This window comes from Brachybacterium sp. SYSU DS0246 (assembly GCF_059391765.1).
This window is the reverse complement of sequence record NZ_JBZXYT010000011.1, coordinates 30195-51629: the sequence shown is the minus strand read 5'-3', so window position 1 is coordinate 51629 and position 21435 is coordinate 30195. Positions and strand designations below refer to the sequence as shown.

Annotated in this window: 16 protein-coding genes; 12 read left to right on the top strand and 4 right to left on the bottom strand. The window is 70.5% G+C overall.

Annotation, left to right across the window (positions count from 1 at the left end; all coding sequences use genetic code 11):
* Positions 1-14: 14 nt before the first annotated feature.
* The 4 genes from AC5020_RS07220 to putP all read left to right on the top strand — a co-directional run bounded on the left by AC5020_RS07220 (position 15) and on the right by putP (position 6293).
* The gene (locus tag AC5020_RS07220; RefSeq protein WP_464987752.1) at positions 15-1760 is read left to right on the top strand and encodes a glycerol-3-phosphate dehydrogenase/oxidase; all 1746 of its coding nucleotides are present in this window, start codon (positions 15-17) and stop codon (positions 1758-1760) included.
* 125 nt (positions 1761-1885) lie between these two features.
* Complete coding sequence (locus AC5020_RS07215; RefSeq protein ID WP_377020210.1) at positions 1886-2605, top strand: MIP/aquaporin family protein; 720 nt, start codon at positions 1886-1888, stop codon at positions 2603-2605.
* 149 nt (positions 2606-2754) lie between these two features.
* Positions 2755-4290: a glycerol kinase GlpK gene (gene glpK, locus AC5020_RS07210; RefSeq protein ID WP_377020211.1), complete on the top strand. Its 1536-nt coding sequence runs from the start codon at positions 2755-2757 to the stop codon at positions 4288-4290.
* A 443-nt stretch (positions 4291-4733) separates the two neighbouring features.
* The gene (gene putP / locus AC5020_RS07205) at positions 4734-6293 is read left to right on the top strand and encodes a sodium/proline symporter PutP (protein ID WP_377020212.1); all 1560 of its coding nucleotides are present in this window, start codon (positions 4734-4736) and stop codon (positions 6291-6293) included.
* Between the two features lie 36 nt (positions 6294-6329).
* Here the strand turns inward: putP and AC5020_RS07200 are convergent, their stop codons facing one another.
* From AC5020_RS07200 to AC5020_RS07185, 4 genes are all read right to left on the bottom strand, one after another.
* Positions 6330-7178 carry an SMP-30/gluconolactonase/LRE family protein gene (locus AC5020_RS07200; protein WP_377793580.1) on the bottom strand — a complete coding sequence of 283 codons (849 nt, stop codon included), beginning with the start codon at positions 7176-7178 and terminating at the stop codon, positions 6330-6332.
* Positions 7179-7247: 69 nt separating this feature from the next.
* Complete coding sequence (locus AC5020_RS07195) at positions 7248-7994, bottom strand: FadR/GntR family transcriptional regulator (protein WP_464987751.1); 747 nt, start codon at positions 7992-7994, stop codon at positions 7248-7250.
* Between the two features lie 182 nt (positions 7995-8176).
* The gene (locus tag AC5020_RS07190) at positions 8177-8503 is read right to left on the bottom strand and encodes a cupin domain-containing protein (protein WP_377793583.1); all 327 of its coding nucleotides are present in this window, start codon (positions 8501-8503) and stop codon (positions 8177-8179) included.
* 137 nt (positions 8504-8640) lie between these two features.
* The gene (locus AC5020_RS07185) at positions 8641-10131 is read right to left on the bottom strand and encodes an FGGY-family carbohydrate kinase (protein WP_464987750.1); all 1491 of its coding nucleotides are present in this window, start codon (positions 10129-10131) and stop codon (positions 8641-8643) included.
* Between the two features lie 298 nt (positions 10132-10429).
* On the opposite strand from AC5020_RS07185, the gene AC5020_RS07180 reads away from it, so the two are divergent.
* From AC5020_RS07180 to AC5020_RS07145, 8 genes are all read left to right on the top strand, one after another.
* Positions 10430-11380: a sugar-binding transcriptional regulator gene (locus tag AC5020_RS07180; protein WP_377793586.1), complete on the top strand. Its 951-nt coding sequence runs from the start codon at positions 10430-10432 to the stop codon at positions 11378-11380.
* A 300-nt stretch (positions 11381-11680) separates the two neighbouring features.
* The gene (locus AC5020_RS07175) at positions 11681-12784 is read left to right on the top strand and encodes a zinc-binding dehydrogenase (protein ID WP_464987749.1); all 1104 of its coding nucleotides are present in this window, start codon (positions 11681-11683) and stop codon (positions 12782-12784) included.
* A gap of 448 nt (positions 12785-13232) precedes the next feature.
* Positions 13233-13904, top strand: a complete 672-nt coding sequence (locus AC5020_RS07170; RefSeq protein ID WP_377020220.1) for a DUF2291 family protein — start codon at positions 13233-13235, stop codon at positions 13902-13904.
* Positions 13901-15418: a sugar ABC transporter ATP-binding protein gene (locus tag AC5020_RS07165; protein WP_377793589.1), complete on the top strand. Its 1518-nt coding sequence runs from the start codon at positions 13901-13903 to the stop codon at positions 15416-15418. The genes AC5020_RS07170 and AC5020_RS07165 overlap by 4 nt, the downstream gene beginning before the upstream one ends.
* 26 nt (positions 15419-15444) lie before the next feature.
* The gene (locus AC5020_RS07160; RefSeq protein ID WP_464987748.1) at positions 15445-16752 is read left to right on the top strand and encodes an ABC transporter permease; all 1308 of its coding nucleotides are present in this window, start codon (positions 15445-15447) and stop codon (positions 16750-16752) included.
* Positions 16753-16865: 113 nt separating this feature from the next.
* A complete protein-coding gene (locus tag AC5020_RS07155) occupies positions 16866-17864 on the top strand; it encodes a D-ribose ABC transporter substrate-binding protein (RefSeq protein ID WP_464987747.1) in 999 nt (332 codons plus the stop codon).
* A gap of 140 nt (positions 17865-18004) precedes the next feature.
* Entirely contained in the window at positions 18005-19393 is a 1389-nt protein-coding gene (locus AC5020_RS07150; RefSeq protein WP_464987746.1) for an RbtT/DalT/CsbX family MFS transporter, read from the top strand.
* Positions 19394-19679: 286 nt separating this feature from the next.
* Positions 19680-21383 (top strand): dihydroxyacetone kinase family protein, encoded by a 1704-nt coding sequence (locus AC5020_RS07145; protein ID WP_464987745.1) that lies wholly within the window; start codon positions 19680-19682, stop codon positions 21381-21383.
* Positions 21384-21435 lie beyond the last annotated feature (52 nt).

The following is a 21435-nucleotide window of genomic DNA, read 5'->3' as shown; positions in this document are numbered from 1 at the left end:
CGAAGGAGCGTCACGTGTCCGACCTGCATCGGTCCGCCCTCACCCCGGAGAACAGGACGGAGCACCTGGCGCGCCTGCGCGCCGCGACACCGGAGAACCCGCTGGACATCCTCGTGGTCGGCGGTGGCGTCAACGGCGCCGGCGCCGCCTTCGACGCCGCGACCCGTGGCCTGAGCGTGGGCCTGGTCGAGTCGCGCGACTGGGCCAATGGCACCTCCTCGCGCTCCTCCAAGCTCATGCACGGCGGCCTGCGCTACCTCCAGATGCTCGACTTCAAGCTGGTCGCCGAGGCCCTGCGCGAGCGCGACCTGCTGCTGGAGCACACCGCCCCGCATCTGGTGCGGCCCATCAAGTTCGTCTTCCCCTTCTTCAAGAAGGTCGTCGACCGCGCCTTCATCGGCTCCGGCGTGATGCTCTACGACGCCATGCAGTCCGTCGGCCGCAAGCGCGCCGTCCCCATGCACCGCCACCTCCTGCACGAGAAGATGCTCGAGGTCTTCCCCGCCCTGGACGGCGAGAAGGCCGTGGGAGCGCTGGAGTACTACGACGCCGAGGTCGACGACGCCCGCTTCGTGATGATGCTGGTGCGCTCCGCCGCGCAGCTGGACGCCTCGGTCGCCAACTACACCGCCGTCATCGACTACCTCCACGACGAGCGCGGCCGCGTCACCGGTGCTCGCATGCGCGATCAGGAGACCGGCGAGGAGTTCGAGGTCCACGCCCGCGAGACCATCCTCGCCGGCGGCGTCTGGACCCAGGAGCAGCAGGAGCTCGCCGGGGCCGACGCCGGTCTCGAGGTGCTCGCCTCCAAGGGCATCCACATCACCGTCGCCCGCGACCGCATCCCCGCCGCCCCGGACACCGGCATCATCACCCAGACCGAGAAGTCCGTCCTGTTCATCATCCCCTGGGACGAGTACTGGGTGATCGGCACGACCGACACCCCGTGGACCCAGGACCCGCGCACCGTCGGCGCCACCGCCGAGGACATCGACTACGTGATCGAGCACGCCAACGCCGTGCTCGCCAACGACCTCACCCGCGAGGACGTCATCGGCGTCTACTCCGGCCTGCGCCCGCTTCTCCAGCCGGTCAAGAAGGGCAACGACTCCGGCTCCACGAAGGTCTCCCGCGAGCACACCGTGATGGAGATCGAGCCGGGCCTATCGGCGATCGCCGGCGGCAAGTACACCACCTACCGAGTGATGGCCGAGGACGTCGTCGACTTCGCCCTGAAGGACTCCGAGCCCGACCGCAAGAGCCTCACCCGCTCCCTCCCCGTGATCGGGGCCCAGGGGTTCACCGCCCTGCAGCGCGAGAAGGACCGCCTCGCCGCCCGCTACGGGTTCGACGAGGTGCGCATGGAGCGCCTGCTGTCCCGCTACGGCGCCCTGCTGCCCGACGTGCTCGCGCTGATCGACGAGGACCCCTCCCTCGGGGAGCCGCTCGAGCACGCCGCCCGCTACCTCCGTGCCGAGGTGCTCTACGCGGTCCGCGCCGAAGGCGCCCGCCACCTCGCCGACATCCTCCAGCGCCGCACCCGCCTGGACTACGAGACGCCCGACCGCGGGACCGACGCCGCCGAGGAGATCGCCGCCCTCGTCGGCCCGGACCTCGGCTGGGACGAGGACGCCCGCCGCCGCGAGATCGACTCCTACCGGGAGTTCATCGCCGCCCGCCTCGAGGGCGAGCGCGCCACCAGCGACGAGCTCGTCTCGGCGCGCCTGGCCGAGACGACGGAGGTGCCGCCCCGGACCTGACCGCAGTCACGGGCGCCGGCCGAGCCTCGGCCGGCGCCGGTCGGGGTTTCCGCAGGCCTCTGCCTGCACCCCGACGGATGCCACCGGCCCCGCACCGCAGCGGGGTCGCTCGATGAGGAGGACCCATGGCAACCATTTTTCTCTACGAGATCGCCGGCACGGCGATGCTCACCCTGCTGGGCGGTGGTGTCGTCGCCAACGTGATCCTGGGCAAGACCAAGGGCAACGGCGGCGGCTGGCTGCTGATCAACTTCGGCTGGGGCCTGGCGGTTTTCGCCGGTGTCTGGACCGCGTACAAGACCGGCGCGCACCTGAACCCCGCGGTCACCGTCGGACTGCTCTCTAGCGGAGCCGGTGAATACGCCGACGGGATCCCGATCACCGTCGCCAACACCATCGCCTACTTCGCCGCCGAGCTAATCGGTGGTTTCCTCGGGGCCGTCGTCTGCTGGCTCGCCTACAAGACCCACTACGACGCCGAGACCGACCCGGGCACGATCCTGGGCACCTTCTCGACCGGCCCGGAGATCCGCTCCTACGGCTGGAACGTCGTCACCGAGATCATCGGGACGTTCGTGCTGGTGTTCATCATCATCATGTTCGGCAACACCCCGAACGAACTCGGCCCCCTGGCCGTGGCCCTGCTCGTGGTCAGCATCGGCGCCTCGCTCGGCGGTCCCACCGGCTACGCCATCAACCCGGCCCGTGACCTCGGCCCCCGCCTGGCCCATGCGATCCTGCCCATCCCGCACAAGGGCGGCAGCGACTGGGCCTACTCCTGGGTGCCGATCGTCGGCCCGCTGCTCGGCGGCATCCTCGCCGGCGTCGTCAGCATGGCGTTCTGAGCCTCGATATCCCGGGCCTCGATACCCCGGACCTCGAAACCTGAGTCCCGAGATCCGGGCCTCGATGTCCGGCCCGAGCCTCCTCCCCGCCTACGACGCACCGCGTCACCCTTTTCAGAAGAACCCGCTCATCACACGAAGGAGTCCCGATGAACGACCAGCAGCAGTACATCCTCTCGATCGACCAGGGCACCACCTCGACCCGCGCGATCGTCTTCGACCACGGCGGCCAGATCGTCGCCACCGGCCAGAAGGAGCATGAGCAGATCTTCCCCAAGTCCGGCTGGGTCGAGCACGACCCGGTGGAGATCTGGCGCAACACCCGCACCGTCGTGGGCCAGGCGCTGACCGGGGCCGACATCAACCGCCACCAGCTGGCGGCCGTCGGCATCACCAACCAGCGCGAGACCGCCGTGGTCTGGGACAAGAACACCGGTGAGCCCGTCTACAACGCGATCGTCTGGCAGGACACCCGCACCCAGCGCATCTGCAACGAGCTCGCCGGGGACGAGGGTCCCGACAAGTACAAAGAGCGCGTGGGCCTGCCGTTGGCGACCTACTTCTCCGGCCCCAAGATCAAGTGGATCCTCGACAACGTCGAGGGTGCCCGTGAGCGCGCCGAGGCCGGCGACCTGCTGTTCGGCAACACCGACGCCTGGGTGCTGTGGAACCTCACCGGAGGCCTCAACGGCGGCGTGCACGTCACCGACGTCACCAACGCCTCCCGCACGATGCTCATGAACATCGACACCCTCGACTGGAACGAGGACATCGCGGCGGACATGGGCATCCCGCTCTCCATGCTCCCGGAGATCAAGTCCTCCTCCGAGGTGTACGGTCACGGCCGCAAGAACGACCTGCTCATCGACACCCCGATCGCCGGCATCCTCGGCGACCAGCAGGCGGCCACCTTCGGCCAGGCCTGCTTCGAGATCGGCCAGGCCAAGAACACCTACGGCACCGGCAACTTCATGCTGATCAACACCGGCGAGGAGCTGGTGCGCAGCGAGAACGGGCTGCTGACGACGGTGGCCTACAAGATCGGCGAGAACAAGCCGGTCTATGCCCTGGAGGGCTCCATCGCGGTGACCGGCTCGCTGGTGCAATGGGTGCGAGACAACCTGGGCATCATCAAGGAGGCCCCGGAGATCGAGGACCTCGCCAAGAAGGTCGACAACAACGGCGGCTGCTTCATCGTGCCCGCCTTCTCCGGCCTGTTCGCCCCGCACTGGAAGCCCGACGCCCGCGGCACCATCGTCGGCATGACCCGGTTCATCAACAAGAACCACATCGCCCGCGCCGCGCTGGAGTCGACCGCGTTCCAGTCCGCCGAGGTGCTCGACGCCATGAACGCGGACTCCGGGGTCGACCTCACCGAGCTCAAGGTCGACGGCGGCATGGTCATGAACGAGACCCTCATGCAGTTCCAGGCCGACATCCTCGGGGTGCCCGTCGTGCGCCCGAAGGTCATCGAGACCACCGCGCTCGGCGCCGCCTACGCCGCCGGCATCGCGGTGGGCTTCTGGGACGGCGAGCAGGACGTCATCGACAACTGGGCCGAGGACAAGCGCTGGGAGCCCGACATGGACTCCGAGACCCGCGACCGGTACCTACGCCTGTGGAACAAGGCCGTCGAGCGCACCTTCGACTGGGTCGACGACGACACCGAGGCGCTGTTCGGCTGACGCCGCTGCGCGGCTGCACGGCTGCGCGGCTGCGCGGCTGTGACCGCGCGCCGATGCGCGGCCGCGCGGCTGTGACCGCGCGCCGCGTGGAGCACCCCCTCCCAGGGGCCGGAATCCGACATGGATACCGGTCCGCTGGAGGGGGTGCTCCACGCGAGGCGTTCCGTGCACGGGGTGAGGTACGCGAGGTGTTCCGTGCATGGGGTGCTCCACGCGAGACGTTCCGTGCACGGGGTGGGTGCGCGCCGGGACTGGCCCTGCGGCCGTTTGCGGGAGGGGGCGGGATGTGAGATAGGTGGCGCCCGTGCCCAGTGACGATCCGGCTACGACTGCCGCGCCAGCTCGTGATCGGGATGAGGATCCGGCTACCCGCGCGTAGGCTCAGCGCCACCCATCGCACCCCCGCTTCCCCTGAGACCCCACTCTGAGATCGGAGCCTCCTCATGGATCTCGCCTTCAGACTTGTCGCCCTGGCCGTCTACTTCGCCGCGATGATCGGCATCGGCCTCTACGCCTTCCGCAAGACCCGCGGCGGTGAGGACTACATGCTCGGCGGGCGCCAGCTCCACCCGTTCGTCGCCGCTCTGTCCGCCGGCGCCTCGGACATGTCCGGCTGGCTGCTGCTGGGTCTGCCCGGAGCGCTCTACATGGGCGGGCTGGTCGAGGCGTGGATCGCCATCGGCCTCACCATCGGCGCCGGACTGAACTGGTTCTTCGTCGCCCCCAGGCTGCGGCAGTACACGCAGATCGCCGGCAACGCGATCACCGTGCCCAGCTTCTTCGGCAACCGGCTGCACGACCGCACGAACATCCTGAGGATCGCCGCGGGCCTGATCATCCTGGTCTTCTTCACCTTCTACGTCTCCTCCGGCATGGTCGCCGGCGGCGTGTTCTTCCAGTCGATGTTCGGCGGCCCGTACGTGACCGGCATGCTCATCGTCGGCGGCGTGACGGTGCTGTACACGCTGTTCGGCGGGTTCCTCGGCGCGACCTACACCGACGTCGTCCAGGGACTGGTCATGCTGGTCTCGCTGCTGATCGTGCCGATCACCGCCATGTTCGCCGTCGGCGGGCCGGTGGCCATGTTCGAGTCGGTGCGCGAGGTCGACGCCGACTTCGCCAGCCTGACCGCCGGCGGCTCCGCCCTCGGCATCATCTCCGCTCTGGCCTGGGGCCTGGGCTACTTCGGCCAGCCCCACATCATCGTGCGCTTCATGGCGCTGCGCTCCTCCCGCGACGCCCGCTACGGGCTGGGCGTGGGAATGGTCTGGATGATCATCTGCGTGATCGGGGCCGTGTTCACCGCGCTCGCGGGCCTGGCCTACTTCCAGCAGAACGCCGACGCGGTCCTCACCGACGAGACCAACGGCGAATCCGTCTTCCTCGACCTCTCCCAGATCCTGTTCCACCCGATCGTGGCCGGTGTGCTGCTGGCCGCGGTGCTGGCGGCGATCATGTCCACCATCTCCTCGCAGCTGATCGTGACCAGCTCCGCCCTCGTCGAGGATCTCGTCGGCGGTTTCGGCGCGAAGCTCGGGGACAAAGGCGCGCTGTGGGGCGGCCGCATCGGCGTGCTCGCCGTCTCCGTGGTCGCGATGCTGCTCGCCCTCGCCCCGGACAGCTCCGTGCTGGAACTGGTCTCCTTCGCCTGGGCCGGGTTCGGCGCGGCCTTCGGCCCGATCGTGCTGCTGGCCCTGTTCTGGCGTCGCCTGACCATGGCCGGCGCCGCGGTCGGCATGGTCTCCGGCGCCGCCGTCGCGTTCATCTGGGGCTGGTTCACGCCCGATGTCGCCTGGGGCCTGTTCGGCGACGAGCACCTCTACGAGATCATCCCCGGCTTCCTGATCTGCCTGATCCTGGCGATCCTCGTCAGCCTGGTGACCCCGCAGCCGCCGGCGCTGGCCATGCGCGAGTTCGACGACACGGTCGAGACGGTGACCACCGGGGAGATCCCGGCCCACGCGGCCGACGGGGAGACCGGACGCCCCGCCTCGACCGTCTGAGAGGGCGGGTGCCCCGGTGCCGTCGGCGGCGCCGGCTCACTGCCCGAAGAGGCGATCCTCGGCGCCGCGCACCCCGGGCCGGACCGCGAAGAGCGAGCCCGCCTGGAGGTCCTCGCCGTCGGGGACGTTCTCCCGGCTGGTGGTGATGTACAGCGTGCCGCGATCCGCACCGCCGAAGGTGCAGGCGGTGGTCTGGCGGGCATCGACCGTGACGCGCTCGGCGATGCCGCCGTGCTCGTCGAGACCCAGCACCGTGCCGGCACCGTTCATCGCCACCCAGACCCTGCCCTCGGCGTCGAGCGTGAGCCCGTCGGGGTGGCCGTCCTGGCCGGTGAGGTCCGCGAAGGTCCGGCGGCCGGTCAGGCCCGCGTCGTCGGACCAGTCGAACAGGTCGACCCGCCCGGTGGGGGTGTCGACGTAGTAGGCGCAGCTGCCGTCGGCCGAGAAGGCCAGGCCGTTGGAGATCGTCAGTCCCGTCAGCATCCGGCTGGTGGTGCCGTCGGGCAGCAGGCGCCACATGGCCGCCGCTCCCTCGCGGGCGTCGTAGGCCATGGAGCCGCACAGGAAGGAGCCGTCGGGGGCGACGGCGCCCTCATTCATGCGCACGTCCTCCTCCCACAGCGGGGGCAGGGGATCGATCGCTCCGTCGGCGTCCTCGAGGGCGAAGCCCTTCTCCAGGGCGAGCACGGCGCCGCCGCTGGCTGCCGGGCGCACGCAGGCCACGACGTTGCTCGGGGTGGGAATGCGGCGAACGGTGCCGGATTCGTCCAGGTGCATGACGTCGCCGGCGAGCATGTCGACCCACCGCAGTCCGCCCCAGCTGTTCGACCAGTACGGGCCTTCGGCGTGGTGGCAGATCGACTCGGTGATGCGTTCGGCGTGCATGGGGCCTCCGTATGCCGGCGGTGCAGCGGTGGCTCCCTACGGTAGCCGCTGGGGAGGGTGAGCAGGGCGTCAGCTCTCCCGCGCAGCAGCGCGGCCGACGGGGAGCTCCGAGCCGCGACAGATGCGCCGCCACAGCTCGAAGTGCTCCTCCATGGCCGCGGTGACCGCCTCCTTCCGCCGCGAGCGCAGGGCACGGGTGATCTCGAAGTGGACGGTATCGGTCTCGAAGCTCCGGGGGAGGTCGCCGTGGTTGCGCGCGATCTCCCGGCTGATGGCGATGCGACGACGTTCGAGCAGCAGGTCGTGCAGGGCCCGGTTCATGCCGTCGACGACATATGTCGTGATGGGGTTGGCGAAGATCCGCAGCAGTGACGTGTGGAAGGTGTGGTCCGCTGCCAGGCCGCCGGCGAAGTCCCGCGAGGAGGAGGCGTCGACCATGGCGCGCACCTGGTCCTCGAGGCCCTGGATCTGCTCGTCGGTGACGTGCTCGGTGATCTTCGGGGCGATCGCCACTTCGAGCGTCTCGCGAGCCTCGTTGATGTGCGAGGCGGTCACGAGCCCGGCCCGCAGCATCATCTCGAAGCCGTTCCCGGAGCCCGCCCCCGGGGTGCCGGGGGAGACCAGCACATTGCCCGATCCCTGGACCTTCTGCAGGATGCCCAGCATCTGCAGGCCGGAGAGCTGCTCCCGCACCCGGGCGCGGGACATGCCGCTGAGCTCGGCGAGCCGGCGCTCGCTGGGGATGAGGAGACCGCGCTCGACCTCGACGCCCTCCCGCACGAGCATGTCGAGGAGCTCCTGGACCCCGGGATCCATGTGACCTCCTTCGCCGCGCGCACCGGCTCGAGGGCCGGCGAGGATCTGTGACCTGCCATGATATCGGTCGGCCAGGGGCCCGCGGTGCCCGGTCCCCGGGCGCTCGTTTCGGGGGCCGGGCGGGAGCTCGGCAGCGCACGGCGTCGTCCCCGCCGGTGCTCACGGTACGCGGGAGGGCGCTCCTACTCCTCCAGCCACTCGGTGATGAACCGATCGCTGCTGTGGATGTGGATCCCGCTGTAGCCGCCGAGCGACTCGAAGCGGTGCGGGGTGTTCGCGGGCGCGACCAGCAGCTGCCCGGCGGACACCGTCACCTGGCGATCGGCCACCGTGAACACGGCTGACCCGGCCTGGACCACGAAGGTCTCGTCGTAGGGGTGGCGGTGCAGCCGGGGACCGAGCCCCCGGCCGAGATCACGCTCGACGATGATCGAGATGGAGGCGCCGTGATCCCGGCCCTCGAAGTTGCCGCTCGGCAGGTCTGCGAGGTCTATGGTCTCGATGCTCATGACAGCCCCCTTCGGCTCGCGCTCTCGACGCTAGCACCGGGGGCGCGGGTCGACAACGGATCCCGACGCGGCGGCCGAGAAGGCGAGCCGCCGGTGGACGGTCGGCGGCTGCCGCGGCCTGCTGCGGCACCGCGCGCTCACCCGTGCTGCTGGATCTCCGAGAGGGCGTGCGTGACGTCCCGCGTCGCGGGGTAGAGCTCGCGGTACATCCGGTACAGCTGGTCGTACCGGGCACCGGCGTCAGGATCGGGCACGCACACGTGATCGATCCCGTTCCAGGTACTGGTGTCGGAGCCGTGGGCGAGCTGCGCGGCGAGCATCGCCGTGCCGTAGGAGGCGCCGACCGTGCGCCGCGGGATCTCCTGCGGCAGCCCGGTGACGTCGGAGACGATCTGCGGCCACAGCTCGTTGCGGATCCCGCCGCCGACGGCGACCATCCGCTCGATGACCACACCCGCCTCGCGCAGCGCCTCGAGATGATGGCGCACCCCGTACGCCGCCGCCTCGAGCGCCGCCCGGTAGAGGTCTCCGCGCGTGTGCGACAGCGTGAGCCCGGCGATCACGCCGCGGGCCGACGGGTCGTGCATGGGCGATCGCTCCCCGGCGAAGTAGGGCAGCATCAGCAGGCCGTTCGCGCCGACGCCGCTGGTGGCGGCCTCGTCGATCAGCGTGGTGAAGTCCGCCTCGCCGGTCAGCTCCCGCATCCAGGCGGTGATCGCGCCCGAGCTGGCCATCCCGCCGGAGAGGGTGAACGTCCCCGCGGAGGTGCCGGCGGTGACCCATAGGGTGCGGCTGGGAGCGGGCTCGTCGGTGATCGCGACCAGGAACGTCGTGGTGCCGTACATCAGCATCACGTCGCCGGGCGCGGTGGCGCCGACGCTGATCGCCTCCGCCCAGGCATCGACCGTGCCGGTGATGACGGGGATCCCGGGCGACAGGCCGGGCACCGCGCTCGCGGCAGCTGCGGTGACGGTGCCCGCGGCCTCGCCGGCCCACTGCAGCGGCGGCAGCTCCAGACCCGGCGCGACGTGATCCGACCAGGGCCGGTGCCAGTCCAGCGTCCCCGTGTCGTACAGCGGGGTGACCATGCTGGCGCTGGCATGGTCCAGCACATATCGCCCGCTCAGGCGGAACGCCAGGTACGAGGCGGGCATGAAGAGTCTGGATGCCCGGGCGAAGTGCTCCGGCTCCTGCTCGGCGACCCAGCGGATCTTGGGGCCGGCGGCCTGCGCCGAGAGCACGCTGCCGCAGCGCCCGAAGATCTCCTGGTCGCCGAACCGTGCGGTGAGGTCGGCGATCTGCGCCTCCGCGCGGGTGTCGACCCCGTAGAGGATCGCGGGTCGCACCGGGTGTCCGTCGTCATCGGTCAGCAGGACGCACGGGCCCATCCCGGAGACGCCGACCGCCGTGATCCGGGCGTCCGCGGTCCCGGTGAGCTCGGCGGTCAGGGAGACGAACTCGTCCCACCAGATCTCCGCGTCCATCTCCACGTGCCCGGGAGCGGGCCGATCCACCGCGTGCTCGCGTACCGCGCACGCCAGGATGGTGCCGTCGAGGGCCACCAGCACGCCCTTGGTGCTCGAGGTGCCGACGTCGATGCCGAGCACGGCCTCAGCGCGATCTGCCATCGGCGCGCCCTCTCCTCATCGTCACCTCGGTGTGCGGCAGCCTCGCCGGGTCCGGCGGGGTGTGCCCATCCTGCCATTGTCGGCGCCGGGACCGAGCCGTGTGCACCCCTCGCCGAGGGGAGCTTCCACGCCGCCGACCAGGAGGGGTGGCGCCGCTGCGCCCGTCGGGCGATGGTCCGGCGGTTGCGTGAGGGGCCGTCGGACTCTATAGGATCAGCGCTCACGGACGACCCGTCCGCGGCTCGAAGGCGCCGACGCAGCGGTCGACGACAACGCGATGACGGTGAATGAGGTGGACGTGCTCGAGAGCCATATGGATCTGCAGCTCCTGCACCGCGCCGCGTCCGCCTACTACGTCGAGAATCTTCGCCAGGCCGAGGTCGCCGAGAAGCTCGGCGTCTCCCGGCCCACCGTGAGCAAGCTGCTCAGCGAGGCGCGCCGGATCGGGATGGTGCGTTTCGAGGTGCTCGACGTCCCCGAGGAGGACGTCACCGAGCTCGAGAGCCGCCTGCGGGCTCTGCTCGGGGTCGAACGGGTGCGGATCGCGCCCGGCGACCAGGCGCAGCGCGACTACCGCGGTCTCGGTGACCAGCTGGGGGAGGAGCTGCGCCGTCTGGCGCTGCGCCGCGACGACGTCCTGCTGGTCTCCTCGGGCCGGACCACCCATGCCGTCAGCCGGATGGAGCTGCCCCAGCTCGCCGGGGTGGTCGTCGCCCCCACCGTCGGCGGCCAGCAGGAGTCCGATCCCGCGTTCCAGACCAATGAGACGGTGCGGAACCTCGCCACCCGCACCGGGGCGCAGCCGCGATTCATCTTCGCCCCGGCCCTTCCGAGCCGGAGCCTGTGGCGGTCGCTGCAGGCGGACCCGAGCTTCGTGGAGATCATGGACCTGTGGGCGCGTGCCAGCGTGCTGGTCACCGGCATCGGAGCCCCGTACCTGGAACGGGAGTCGCTGACCTCGGTGGTGCCGCGGGATGATCCCTCGCTGCGCAGCGCCGTCGGCGACATCTGCCTGCACTTCTTCGACGCCGACGGCGAGCCGGTCGTCTATCCCGGCTCCGATCTGCTGGTACGCCCGACGCTGGACCAGCTGCGACAGATCCCCACCTCGATCGCGCTGGCCGCGGGCCGCGGCAAGGCCGCCTCGATCCGGGCGGGCGCGAAGGCCGGGCTGTTCACGACGCTGATCACCGACGCCCCCACCGCAGAGCAGGTGCTGGCCGACTACGGGGACGCGGACCCGGCGTAGTCGCGGCCGGCCCCGAGGCGTCCCCGCGCGTCCGAGACGCCGTCGACTCCGAATCATCACCACCGTCACCGGGCTATTCAGGTGGGGCACGTCCCCATGCCCGCCACACAATCCCCGCCACACAATCCCCGCCACACCATGCCCGCGGGCGCCGCGCGGTTCGAGGCGGAACATTTGTGCTTGACGAATGTGCGGGACGGTGCCTACGCTCACACCGAGACGGGGCACACCGCAGAGCCGCACCCCGATCCGGCAGGCGCCATGACGGCGCCCGGAACGTATCGAAGGAGATGTGTCGAGATGACCGAGACCCCCCAGCACGAGATCCCACGGACCATGCAGGCCGTGGTCATGCACGCCCCGGAGGACTACCGCCTCGAGGAGCTCGAGGTCCCGGAGCCGGGCGACGACGAGCTGCTGATCCGCGTCGAGGCCGTCGGCGTCTGCGCGAGCGACCTGAAGTGCTACCACGGGGCCGCCAAGTTCTGGGGCGACGAGAACCGTGATCGCTGGGTCGATCCGGGCATCACGCCCGGTCACGAGCTCGTCGGCGAGGTCGTCTCCGGCTCGGCCGAGGCGCTCGCCCAGCACGGCGTCCAGCTCGGTGACCGCATCGCCTGCGAGCAGATCGTGCCGTGCGGTGAGTGCATGTACTGCCAGCGCGGCTGGTACTGGATGTGCGGTCCGCACGACATGTTCGGCTTCAAGCACTTCAACGGCGCGATGGCCGAGTACATGCTGGTCCCGCCGCAGGCCCGCGCCCACCAGGTCTCCAAGGAGATCCCCGCCCACCACGCCGCCTTCTCCGAGCCGCTGTCCTGCTCGCTGCACGCCGTCGAGCGCGCCCAGCTCAGCTTCGACGACGTCGTCGTGGTCGCCGGCTGCGGGCCGATCGGGCTCGGCGCCATCATCGGCGCCGCTCACAAGAACCCGACGACGGTCATCGCCCTCGACTTCGACGAGCACAAGCTCGAGCTGGCGAGGAAGTGCGGCGCCGACCTCACCCTGAACCCGTCCACGACGGACATCTACGAGGAGATCCGCGGTCTGACCGGTGGCTACGGGGCCGACGTGTACATCGAGTGCACCGGTCACCCCAGCGCGGTCGGCCAGGGCCTGAACCTCCTGCGCAAGCTCGGCACCTACGTCGAGTACTCGGTGTTCAAGGAGGACGTGAAGGTCGACTGGTCGATCATCTCCGACGACAAGGAGCTCGACGTTCTCGGGGCTCACCTCGGCCCGAACTGCTGGCCCGCCGCGATCAAGATGATCGAATCCGGCGAGCTGCCCATGGACGAGATCTGCACCCACCAGTACGGCCTCGGTGAGGTCCAGACCGCCCTGGACCAGGTCGCCGATTCCGCCGGCGCCTCCGTCAAGGTCTCCATCCTGCCCGGTATCTGAGCCGTCTGCGGACGGCCTGCGCAGCCCCGGGTGCGGCGCCGCCCCTCGTCGTCCCGCACCTGGGCCCCGTCTCCCGAGCCGGCGGTTCCCGTCCCGTGCACGCTGCCGTGCACAGCCGCCGTCTCCTATCCAACCGATCCGGCGGTGCGCCCCACCTGATCGCCCACATCGCCGGCCGAACGCACATCCGGCACCCCGTCGACGCTGACGGACGCGTATCCGCTCCGTGCTCGGCCCGCAATGCACCAGCCGGAACACGGCACCACTCTCCACCGCACCAGTCGCACCAGCCACACCACCCTCCACGGCGCCAGCGGAGCACGGTGCCCGTCGCAGCACACGCACCCGCCGGTCATCCGGCGGCCGGACACCCACCGGCCGGGCCCCACCGGCTGACCACCCACCGGCCGGACACCCACCAGCCGGAGCAACCAGAGGAAGGCTCACCATGAGCACCGCATCCGCCGCGGCACCCAGCACCGGGCGCCCGGCATCGCCGAGGAAGCACACCGGCCGCTGGGTCGCGGCAACCCTGACCCTGATCGCCCTGCTCGTCGTCGTCCTGGGCACGAAAGTGGTGCCTCAGGGGGAGGAGTCCCAGGCCGCCGGACCGGAGGAGTTCGACAAGGCCACGTTCGGAGCCGAGGAGTTCCCGAAGGTCCAGGAGCAGATCACCGAGCGCGCCGTGGAGGCTCCCGAGCTGGCCGCCGCGATCGCCGAGGACCCAGACGCCGCGGCCTCCGAGCACGGGGTCGAGGCCGCCGGGAACACCGTCTACTCCACGACCTTCACCGGCACCGTCGGCGAGGGCGAGGCCGGCATCTACGAGGTCGACGTCGAGGGTATGCCCCAGGACGTCACCGTGCGCATCCAGACCGGCCCGGCCATCAACGGCACCGACCTGCGCGATGCCACCGGCTCCTACGGCTTCGGCCAGTTCACCAACCAGATCGAGTACCAGGACGCCGGCGCCGCGTTGAACGATGAGGCGAAGAAGCAGGTCCTCGAGCCCGTGGACCCGACCTCGCTGCCGGGCGAGACGGTCACTGTCACCGGGGCCTTCACCGCGATCAACCCCGAGGGCTGGCTCGTCACCCCCGTCTCCCTGGAGGTCCAGTGAACACCGACGACGTGGTTCTTCATGCGCGCGACATCGTCAAGACCTATGGGGGCACCCGGGCGCTGAAGGGCGTGGACTTCGGCGTCCACCGCGGCCAGGTCACCACGCTGTTCGGGGAGAACGGCGCGGGGAAGTCGACGCTGATGAAGATCCTCTCGGGCGTGGAGCAGCCCACCTCGGGATCGATCATCCTCGACGGGCAGCCGGTCACCTTTGCCACCACCAACGACGCCCGCGACCACGGCATCGCGATCATCCACCAGGAGCTGAGCCTCGCCCCGAACCTTTCGGTGCGCGACAACATCTTCCTCGGCCGGGAGATCACCCGCGCCGGCGGCGTCGACTACGCCGAGGAGACGCGACAGGCCGCCGCACTCCTGGCCGACCTGCGACTGGATGTGAGTCCCGCGGCCATGGTCGGCGACCTGCGCGTCGGCCAGCAGCAAATAGTCGAGATCGCCCGGGCCCTGTCCATCGACGCCCGCATCCTCATCATGGACGAGCCGACGTCGGCCCTGGCGGCCAAGGAGGTCGAGATCCTCTTCGGAATCATCGAGGAGCTCACGGCCCGCGGCGTCTCCCTGGTCTACATCTCCCACCATCTCGAGGAGGCGCTGCAGGTCACCGACCATGCCGTGGTGTTGCGGGACGGCACCATGACCGCCCGCGGGGACCGCGAGGAGATCGACCTGGCCTGGATCGTCCAGCACATGGTCGGCGAACACTTCGACCTGGGCTCCCCACCGGAAGGCCACGCGTTCGGCGATCCCGTGCTGGAGATCCAGGACCTCACCGTCCGCGACCCCGAGAACCCCGAGCGTGCCGTCGTCGACGAACTGTCGCTGACGGTGCGCGAAGGCGAGATCGTCTGCCTCTACGGGCTCATGGGCGCTGGCCGCACCGAGGTGCTGGAAGCCGTCGCGGGTCGCGGCCGCATCGCCGGTGGCCGGATCCTCTACCGCGGGCAGCAGCTCGGCCCCGAATCGATCGGCGAACGCATCGCGATGGGGATCGGGCTGGTGCCGGAGGATCGCCAGCGCGATGGGCTGGTCCAGACCATGTCCGTCGGCCAGAACCTCACCCTCTCCAGCATCCGGCAGTTCCTCACGCGCGGCTTCCTCTCGCGCCGCAAGGAGACTGCCCTGGCCGACGGGCTGATCCGGGACGTCACCGTCAAAGCGCCCGGGCCGCAGACCCCGATCGGCTCCCTCTCCGGCGGCAACCAGCAGAAGGTCGTCATCGGCAAGGCGCTGGCGACCGGACCCGGCGTGATGCTCCTGGACGAGCCCAGCCGGGGCATCGACATCGGGGCGAAGGCCGAGGTCTTCGGCCTCCTCGCCGACCGGGCCCGCGAGGGCCTCGGCGTCGTCTACTCAACTTCCGAGGTCGAGGAGTGCTTCAGCATCGCCCACCGCATCGTGGTGCTGCGACGCGGTCGCATCTCCGCCGAATTCGGACCCGACGCCGCGAAGTCCGACGTCATGGCCGCCTCCGGCGAAGTCGTCACCTCTTGACCCCGCACCCAGGAACGGACAGCACGATGACCTCCACCGCAGCGACCACCACCGCAGAGACCTCCACCACTGCAGGTGAGGGTGCGAAGAAGCTCGACCTCTCCAAGCTCCTCATCGAGGGGCGGGCCTTCCTGGCCCTCGCGCTGATCATCGTCGTCTTCTCGCTGCTCTCGCCGAACTACCTCACCGTCGACAACCTGCTGATCATGGCCTCCCACGTCGCAATCTTCGCGCTGCTGTCGCTGGGGATGCTGCTGGTGGTGCTGACCGGCGGCATCGACCTCTCCGTCGGCTCCACCCTCGGGTTCACCGCCGTGATCGCCGGCTTCCTGCTGCGCGGCGTGCCGCTGGACATCTTCGGGGTGACGCTCTACCCCAGCGTTCCCGTGGCGGTGCTGATCTCCGTCGCCCTCGGCGGAGTGATCGGCCTGGTCAACGGCCTGCTCGTGGCACGGTTCCACGTCGCCCCGTTCGTGGCGACCCTCGGCATGCTCTACGTGGTGCGCGGATTCGCGCTGCTGATGACCAACGGCCGCACCATCAACGACCTCTCCGGCACCGAGGGCCTGGGCAACTCCGGCTTCGAGTGGCTCGGGTTCAACCGCATCCTCGGGATCCCCGCCGGCGTCCTGATCATGGCGGTGATCGCGCTGGTCCTCGCCGTGGTGCTGGCCCGGACCACGTTCGGGCGCTGGCTGTACGCCACCGGCGGAAACGAGCGCGCCTCCCAGCTCTCCGGCGTGCCCGTGCGCTCGGTGAAGATCTGGGTGTACGTGATCTCCGGGCTCTGCTCCGCCGTGGCCGGGCTGATCCTCGCTTCGACCCTCACCAGTGCCAGCCCCACCGCCGGCAACACCTACGAGCTGACCGCGATCGCGGGCGTCGTCATCGGCGGCGCCGCTCTCTCCGGGGGTCGCGGCACCGTGCGCGGCACCCTGCTGGGCGCCTTCGTGATCGGGTTCCTCTCCGACGGGCTCGTCCTCGTCGGCGTCTCCGAGTACTGGCAGACGGTGTTCGTCGGCGCCGTGATCATCGTCGCCGTGCTGCTGAACTCCCTGCAGTACGGGCGGCCGCGCAGGGCCAAGCAGTCCCCGACGACGACCCCGCCCGGCGGCACGCCCGTGCCCGCTCCCGCCGCCTCCGGGGCGAAGCCGGCCGACGGCGGGACGACCGACGGTGCGTCGGCAGGCGGTGCGGCGGCAGACGGCGCGGCGACCGACGGCGCGGCGGTCGATGGCGCGGCAGCCGGCGGCGGCCCCTCGCCCGGTACGCCGGCCCCCGACCGGGCCGAGGAGCCAGGCAGTGGCGACCCGGGACCGGACCGCCGGCACTGACCACTCCGACCGCCGGCACTGCCCCCTCCGGGCCCTCACAGACCCGGGACCAGAACCCTGCAAGAGCCCCGATGCATCCCGGCCGGGCTGCATCCCCTCGAAAGGAACACATCATGGAACGCAGGCATTTCCTCTCCGCACTCGGCATCGGCGCCGCGGCGGCCGGCCTGGCGGCATGCTCGACCGGATCCGGCGGCGGTTCGTCCGACGGCGGCAGCGACGGCGGCGGCGGATCGGCCGACGGCGGCCTGATCACGATCATCGTCAACGACCCCTCCAACCCGTACTGGAAGACCGAGGGCGACGTCGCCGCGGCCAAGGCCGAGGAGCTCGGGTACACCAGCACCATCGGCGCCCACAAGGGGGACACCAACACCGAGAACACGCTGGTCGACACGGCCATCTCGAACCAGTCGGTGGCGGTGATCATGGACCCGGCCGATGCGGACGGCTCGATCGGCACCATCAAGAAGGTCGTCCAGGCCGACATCCCCGTCTTCCTCATCAACGCCGAGATCAACGAGGAGGGCGTCGCCAAGGCGCAGCTGGTCTCGAACAACGCGCAGGGTGCGGCGCTCGGCGCCCAGGAATGGGTCACCCGCATGGGGGGGGAGGGCACTTACGTCGAGCTGTTCGGCCTGCCCTCGGACAACAACGCCCAGACCCGCTCGAACGGCTTCACGACCACGATCAGCCAGTATCCCGACCTCGAGAAGGTCGGCGAGGAGGTCGCGGACTGGGACCGGACCCTGGGGCACGACAAGGCGCAGTCGCTGCTGCAGGCCAATCCCGATATCAAGGGCCTGATCTCCGGCAACGACGAGATGGCGTTGGGCGCGATCGCGGCCTTCCAGGAGGCCGGAGTCCTCGAGGACATCGTGGTGGGCGGCTTCGACGGCTCGCCGGACGCCGTGGAGGCGATCAAGAACGGCGAGCTCGCCTACACCGTGCTCCAGCCCGTGGCGCAGTTCGCCGAGCAGGTCATCGAGATGGCCGACGATCTGCTGCGCAACGGCACCGAGCCGGAGCAGGAGAAGCAGGCGCTGGACTGCATCCTCATCACCGAGGAGAACGTCGACAAGATGACTGCACCGTTCACCTACACCGAGTGAGGAGGAGGGTGCGGCGGAACATTTGTGCTTGACGGATGTTCGGTGCTCGTCCTAGGGTCGCCGCGTCGACCGCCGGGCGGTACGCCCGGCACCGCAGTGACGGCCGCGAGAGCGACCACCGCACACGAAGGAGTGTCCGTATGAGTTCGGCACCGATGGCGACAGGCGCAGCCGGCGCCGACGACGAGGCGGGAGTCCGCGAGGGCTTCCTGGACCGGATCGGGATCCCGCACCCACTGCGCTGGGGCTTCCTCGGCGTGCTGATCTTCATGACCGGCAACGGCGTCGAGTCCAACATCGTCTCCCCGCACATCGCCGAGACCTTCGGCGGCGGGGATGCGAAGATCGACCTCGCCGCCCGGATCATCGCCGCCTACAGCCTGGCCGTGCTCGTCGGCTCCTACCTGGCCGGCGCCCTGTCCGATCTCTGGGGCCCGCGCCGCGTGATGGCGCTGGGCTTCGGGGTGTGGGTCGTGTTCGAGCTGGCCTTCCTCGGCTCGCTGCAACTGGAGTCGGTGCCGCTGGTGGCGCTGTCCTACTTCCTGCGCGGGTTCGGGTTCCCGCTGTTCGCCTTCGCGTTCCTGGTGTGGATCAACGCCGTGGTGAACAAGGCGCGCAACGGAGCGGCCGTCGGCTGGTTCTACGTCATGTTCACCGGCGGCCTGCCCACCCTGGGCTCGCTGGTCGCCGTGTTCCTGATCGACGGCTTCGGCGGCGGGTTCCTCGGGCAGTACTGGGCGATGCTCGCCTCCACCGGGATCGTCACGATCGGCTTCCTCATCGCCTGGTTCGGGGTGCGCGAACGCCACGGCAGCATGCGCCTGGCCCCCGCGGGCGAGAGCAGAGGCTCCGTGATCCTCTCCGGCCTGCGGCTGACCTTCACCAACAAGCGCATCGCCATGGGCTTCCTGACGCGCCTGATCAACACCGCCCCCGAGTTCGGGATGTTCATCATCCTGCCGAGCGTCATCGCCGGCTCCATCGCCGACGGCGGGCTGGGCTGGAGCATGTCGCAGTGGCTGGTCATGACCAGCGTCGTCTACGCCGGCAACATCCTGTTCAACGCAGCCTTCGGTGCGCTCGGCGACAGCTGGGGCTGGACGAGGACGGTGCGCTGGTTCGGCATCGTCGGCTCCTCGATCGGCCTGCTGCTGTGGTGGTACGTGCCGCACTGGGTCCCCGCCGGCTCCGACTGGGGCTTCGTCGTCGCGGTCGCCGCGGGCACCGTGTTCGGCATCCTGCTGGCCGGCTTCGTGCCGCTCGGGGCGATCATGCCCGCCATCGCCCCCAAGCACACCGGCGCGGCGATGGCCATGTACACCACGGCCGCCGGCGGGGCGACGTTCCTCGGCTCGGCCGTGGTCGCCCTGGTCCGCCCGTGGGGCGGGAACGTCGGCGTGGTCTGGGCGTTCGTGCTGCTGTACGCCTGCGCCTTCGTGATGACCTACTTCCTCAAGGTCCATCAGCCGAGCCTTCATGGTGAGGACCGGTCCTCCGACGAGGCCGCCACGCCGGCGGCGGCCCGCTGAGAGCCGGCCCACCGATGTCTGAAGGGTCGAACGGAGCCTGGTTGCCTCCCGGCACACACTTTCCTATAGGATCTTGCGTGCGAGGCGTTCCGTCCTGTCCCGCTCGGCGGCACCGACGCAGTGGCCGACGTCGACGGTCCGCCCGTCCCCCCGGGCTGATCGCCCGGCACGGGCGCCGTGTCGGCCGCGGTCGGCCGACGACCCGGGCCCATCTGGTCGGCGCACCGCCCATCAGGCAGGCTGGCCCTGTACCCGCCCCTCATATCCCTGCAGAGAGAGTTCGACGATGACTTACCTCTTCGATGACCCGAAGTCGTTCCCCGCCGACGCCGTGGAAGGCCTCGTGGCCGCCCACCCCGACGAACTGCTGCAGGTGCACGGCGGGGTGGTGCGCGCACTGGCCACTCCGGAGGGCGCCCCGGCGCTGGTCGTCGGCGGCGGATCCGGTCACTACCCGGCCTTCGCCGGCTGGGTGGGTCCCGGCTTCGCCCACGGCGCCCCGTGCGGCAACATCTTCTCCTCCCCGTCGGCCGACCAGGTCTACTCCGTCGCCCGCAACTCCGACAACGGCGGCGGCGTGATCCTCGGCTTCGGCAACTACGCCGGCGACGTGCTCCACTTCGGGGTCGCCGCCGAGAAGCTGCGCGCCGAAGGCATCGACGTGCGCATCGTCAAGGTCAGTGATGACATCGCCTCCAACTCCGAGGACAACCACCGCGACCGCCGCGGCATCGCCGGTGACCTGGTCGTGTTCAAGGTGGCCGGCGCCGCCATCCAGGCCGGGGCCGACCTCGACGAGGCCGAGCGCCTGGCCTGGAAGGCCAACGACGCCACCCGCTCCCTGGGTGTGGCCTTCGACGGCTGCACGCTGCCCGGGGCCGAGGATGCCCTCTTCCACGTGCCCGAGGGCAAGATGGCCATCGGCCTGGGCATCCACGGGGAGCCCGGGATCGACGAGAAGCCGATGCCCAGCGCCGCCGAGCTCGCCGAGGTGCTGGTCGAGGGCGTGCTGAAGGAGACGCCCGAGCTCGACTCGCAGCGGGCCGCCGTGGTCCTGAACGGACTGGGCACCGTGAAGTACGAAGAGATGTTCGTGGTGTGGAAGCACGTCTCGGCGCTGCTGCAGGACAAGGGCCTCACGCTCGTGCGTCCCGAGGTCGGCGAGCACGTCACCAGCCTCGACATGGCGGGCCTCTCGCTCACGGTGATGCGGCTGGACGACGAGCTCGAGCAGCACTGGCTCGCCCCCGCCGACACCCCGGCGTTCCGTCGCGGCGGCACGGTCGAAGGGCCGGCCGGCCAGGAGCGCGGCGAGCTCTACACCCCCGGCGAGGACCCGATCCCCGAGGCCACCGACGCCTCGCGTGACAGCGCCCGCCGCATCACCGAGATCCTCGCCGACCTCCAGAGCCTGCTCGAGGAGCTGGAGCCGGAGCTGGGCCAGCTGGACTCGATCGCCGGCGACGGTGACCACGGCCAGGGAATGGTCCTCGGCGCGCGCGGTGCCCACGCCGCCGCCTCCCGCGCGCTCGAGCGCGGTGCCGGCGCCCGCACCGTGCTGGTCCAGGCCGGAGCCGCCTGGTCCGCCGAGGCCGGCGGGACCTCCGGTGCCCTCTGGGGCGCGGTGCTGACCAGCGTCGGCGGCGGTTTCCGCGACGACGAGGCCGTCAGCGACGAGCAGATCCCCTCTGCCCTGGCCCAGGCCGTCGAGGCGGTCGAGCGCCTGGGCGGGGCCAAGCCCGGGGACAAGACCATGGTCGACGCGGCGGTGCCGTTCCGTGAGACCCTGGAGTCGGCCGACGGACCCGCCGCCGAGGCGGTCACCGCCGCCGCCGAGAACGCCACAGCGGCCGCCGAATCCACCGCGGATCTCGTCGCCCACCTGGGCCGAGCACGCACCCACGGCGAGAAGTCCAAGGGCACGCCCGACCCGGGCGCGATCTCCTTCGCACGGATCGTGACCCGCCTCAGCGAACTGCTCTCGGCCTGACCGTCCGGTCGCCCGGCGACGGTCCGGCAGGGCTGGTCCCGGGCCGCAGCCC

Bases quoted from the DNA above. Each gene is read 5' to 3' on its own strand.
- AC5020_RS07215 (WP_377020210.1), top strand. From the start codon at position 1,886: ATGGCAACCATTTTTCTCTACGAGATCGCCGGCACGGCGATGCTCACC.
- AC5020_RS07170 (WP_377020220.1), top strand. From the start codon at position 13,233: ATGAGCACCGCATCCGCCGCGGCACCCAGCACCGGGCGCCCGGCATCG.
- AC5020_RS07195 (WP_464987751.1), bottom strand. From the start codon at position 7,994: ATGGATCCCGGGGTCCAGGAGCTCCTCGACATGCTCGTGCGGGAGGGC.
- AC5020_RS07175 (WP_464987749.1), top strand. From the start codon at position 11,681: ATGACCGAGACCCCCCAGCACGAGATCCCACGGACCATGCAGGCCGTG.
- AC5020_RS07190 (WP_377793583.1), bottom strand. From the start codon at position 8,503: ATGAGCATCGAGACCATAGACCTCGCAGACCTGCCGAGCGGCAACTTC.
- AC5020_RS07145 (WP_464987745.1), top strand. From the start codon at position 19,680: ATGACTTACCTCTTCGATGACCCGAAGTCGTTCCCCGCCGACGCCGTG.
- AC5020_RS07150 (WP_464987746.1), top strand. From the start codon at position 18,005: ATGAGTTCGGCACCGATGGCGACAGGCGCAGCCGGCGCCGACGACGAG.
- AC5020_RS07160 (WP_464987748.1), top strand. From the start codon at position 15,445: ATGACCTCCACCGCAGCGACCACCACCGCAGAGACCTCCACCACTGCA.
- AC5020_RS07185 (WP_464987750.1), bottom strand. From the start codon at position 10,131: ATGGCAGATCGCGCTGAGGCCGTGCTCGGCATCGACGTCGGCACCTCG.
- glpK (WP_377020211.1), top strand. From the start codon at position 2,755: ATGAACGACCAGCAGCAGTACATCCTCTCGATCGACCAGGGCACCACC.
- AC5020_RS07200 (WP_377793580.1), bottom strand. From the start codon at position 7,178: ATGCACGCCGAACGCATCACCGAGTCGATCTGCCACCACGCCGAAGGC.
- AC5020_RS07155 (WP_464987747.1), top strand. From the start codon at position 16,866: ATGGAACGCAGGCATTTCCTCTCCGCACTCGGCATCGGCGCCGCGGCG.
- putP (WP_377020212.1), top strand. From the start codon at position 4,734: ATGGATCTCGCCTTCAGACTTGTCGCCCTGGCCGTCTACTTCGCCGCG.